Source organism: Stenotrophomonas sp. 05L44_2, assembly GCF_056665995.1.
Window position 1 is genome coordinate 1 of sequence record NZ_JBFTNR010000605.1, and the last position, 2587, is coordinate 2587.

Annotated in this window: 3 protein-coding genes; all 3 read right to left on the bottom strand. The window is 67.4% G+C overall.

All coding sequences use genetic code 11. The features are described 5' to 3' along the window. On the bottom strand, window positions 1-901 hold a 901-nt coding region (locus AC1VAN_RS18055), incomplete at its 3' end, for an LTA synthase family protein (protein WP_480986364.1). 231 nt (window positions 902-1132) lie between these two features. Beyond that, a complete protein-coding gene (locus AC1VAN_RS18060; protein ID WP_345774644.1) occupies window positions 1133-1762 on the bottom strand; it encodes an HAD family hydrolase in 630 nt (209 codons plus the stop codon). Further along, window positions 1750-2481: a lipoprotein gene (locus tag AC1VAN_RS18065; protein WP_032976539.1), complete on the bottom strand. Its 732-nt coding sequence runs from the start codon at window positions 2479-2481 to the stop codon at window positions 1750-1752. Before AC1VAN_RS18065 ends, AC1VAN_RS18060 begins: the two co-directional genes overlap by 13 nt. Window positions 2482-2587: the final 106 nt, after the last annotated feature.

Sequence of the window (2587 nt, forward strand, 5' to 3'; positions counted from 1 at the left end):
GGCTTTCTTCCAGCACGATCACCAGATTGCGCGGCTTGCCCTGGTACTGCGGCGGACGCAGCGCCAGGCTCGGCAACGCGTCGGAGACGTACGCCGATGCCGGCAGGCCGCTGCTGGCGCGCAGTTCGCTGACCACCTCGGCAAGCGGCAGGTCACCGTAGACGCGAGAGGTTTCGCTGCGGGTCGCCAGTTGCCGCGCGGCATAGCCGACGGTGTACAGCGAATTCAGCGGCAAGGCGTTGATGGTGGGGTCGGTGGAGAATGCCACCAGCGCCGGATTCAAGGGCCGATGACCCAGGCTGGAACGCACGCCCAGCGCCGCCAGCAGCAGCACCAGCAACGCCAATGGCAGCCGCCATAGCCATCCGGCTTCGACTGCGAGCGCCGGGCTGTTGCCGACCCAGCGCCGCGACCCGCGAAGCAATGCCCAGAACAGCACGATCACAGCGGCAACTTCGATCACCACGGCCAGCAGATGGCCGCGCAGCAGCGTCATCCCGACTTCTTCGGGATAGATCAGATACTCCAGGAACAGCCGATTGGGGCGCAGGCCGTACTCGGCCATGAAGCTCGGCGTGGCCAGTTCCATGAACACCAGCAGCACGCTCGCCAGGATCAGCCACCACCGCAACAGATGGCGCCACGCGCGGCCCACGCGTCCCTCCAGCGGCAACAGCAGCGCCAGCACCGCAGGGATGCCGTACAGCAGGCACAGGGTCGACACATCCACCCGCAGCCCCTGCAGCAACACCGTGGACCAGCCGTCGGCAGCACTCACCCGCGCGGCATGCCACAGCGACAGCCCCAGCCGGGACAACGACAGGGCGACCAGGCCAAACAGGAAGAAGGCGGCAATCGGACACAGACGCCGGTACAGCGACACCCACACAGCTCGGAGCATGAAAGGAATCCAGAAATGGAGCAAAGGACACCCATGCCCCATCCCTGGCAGCGGGCCACACCGGACAACGTGTTACCCGACACAACCACCAGCGCAGCGAAACTTCCCGCCGGCACCTTCAGCATCCACCTCAGCTTCAACCGACCGCGCACAATACACTGTGATGACAGTCGGCAGTTGACTGCAGGTGCGGCCCCTGGCTACCCGCCAGCGCGCGCGCAGAGCACCGCGCTAGCCTCCCCAGCGCTCCAGCACCGCCCCGCAATCGGCCAGGTGCCAACAGGCCATGCCCGGCCACGGGTTCTCCGGAGCATTGACCAGAAGCGTACGGCTGCCCGCCGCCCGGCCGCATTCCAGATCGAAGCGGTAATCGCCCACCATCACCACCTGCGCGGGCTCAACCTGCCAGCGCTGCTGGAAGTACTGCAGGCCGGCCGGTGAGGGTTTCGGCTCGGCCTCGTCGCGGCCGATGATGTCGTCTTCGGCAAAGACGTCGCCCAGCCCGATCGCCTGCAGGGTGACCTGGGCCAGGCTGCGCACGTTGCGGGTCAGAATGCCCAGCCGGCAGCCGGCGCCCTGCAGCGCGCGTACCAGCGCCACCGCTCCCGTTGCCGGCTGGGAAGCAGCGGCCAGCGCACGCTCGTGCGCCAGCAGCCAGGCGTGCTTGGCGCTGGCCTCTGCGGCCGGCAACCCGGCCAAGTGGGTGAGTATGTCATCCTCCTGCGGAATCGCCAGTTCGCGCTTGATCCGCGCGAAATCATGCACCGCCACGGTCAGCGTGCCATCCATGTCGAACACCCAGTGGCGGATCGCCGACAGCGACGACGCAGCCGCCGGTGCCTGCACGGTCAACGCCACCACGCCGGCATGCGGCTGGCATCCACGCCACCGGTCTCGAACACGGCCGTGCGCGTGCCACCGGCCTTGACCGGGAACTCGATGCTGATCGACTTGCCCTTGGCTGCCAGCTTCCACAACGCCTTCTGGTCGGTGATGAACATGGCGATCGCCTCGTCGGTCTTCGGCCGCCAGGCCGCCATGGAGACCGGCTTGCCGCCGTCCACCGTGACCTTCACCGTGCACTGCGGGCAACGGAAATCGCCGGCCTGCAGCACCAGGTAGGCATGACGCTTCCATTCGGGGTGGTCGCGGAACACCAGCTGCACCGGCTTGGCGCCGCTGCCATCCACATCCACCCGCTCCTTGCTGAAGATCTGCGCCGACACCTGGTTGCCCTTGCTGCCAACCGGAATCTGGTTGTACTGCCACAGCGCCTGCATGCGGCGCAGGTCGCGCGCGGCATCGCCCTTGGCCTTGACCTCGTCGAAGCCGGCGGCGATGCGCTCGGCGGCGGCGGTGTCCTTGTACTGGTCCAGCAGCGAGGCGCCATGCAGGCGCGCACGCTCCCAGTCCTGCGCGGCCACGGCCATGTCGTACTGCTTGGCCACGTCTTCGGCCTTGGCCTCCTTCTGCGCCTGCACGGCGGCCGCGGCGGCTTCCTGCGCCTTGCGCTCTTCCTCGGGGTTACTGCAGGCGGCCAGGGCCAGGGTGCAGGCGGTGAGCAGGATCAGTCGTTTCATGGCGGAGTCCTTTACGGGTGCATCCCGATTCTATCGGCAGCGAAAAGCGGATACAGCAACGGCGGGTTTCCCCGCCGTTGCTGGTAAAGCAGTATCGGGTTGCCGG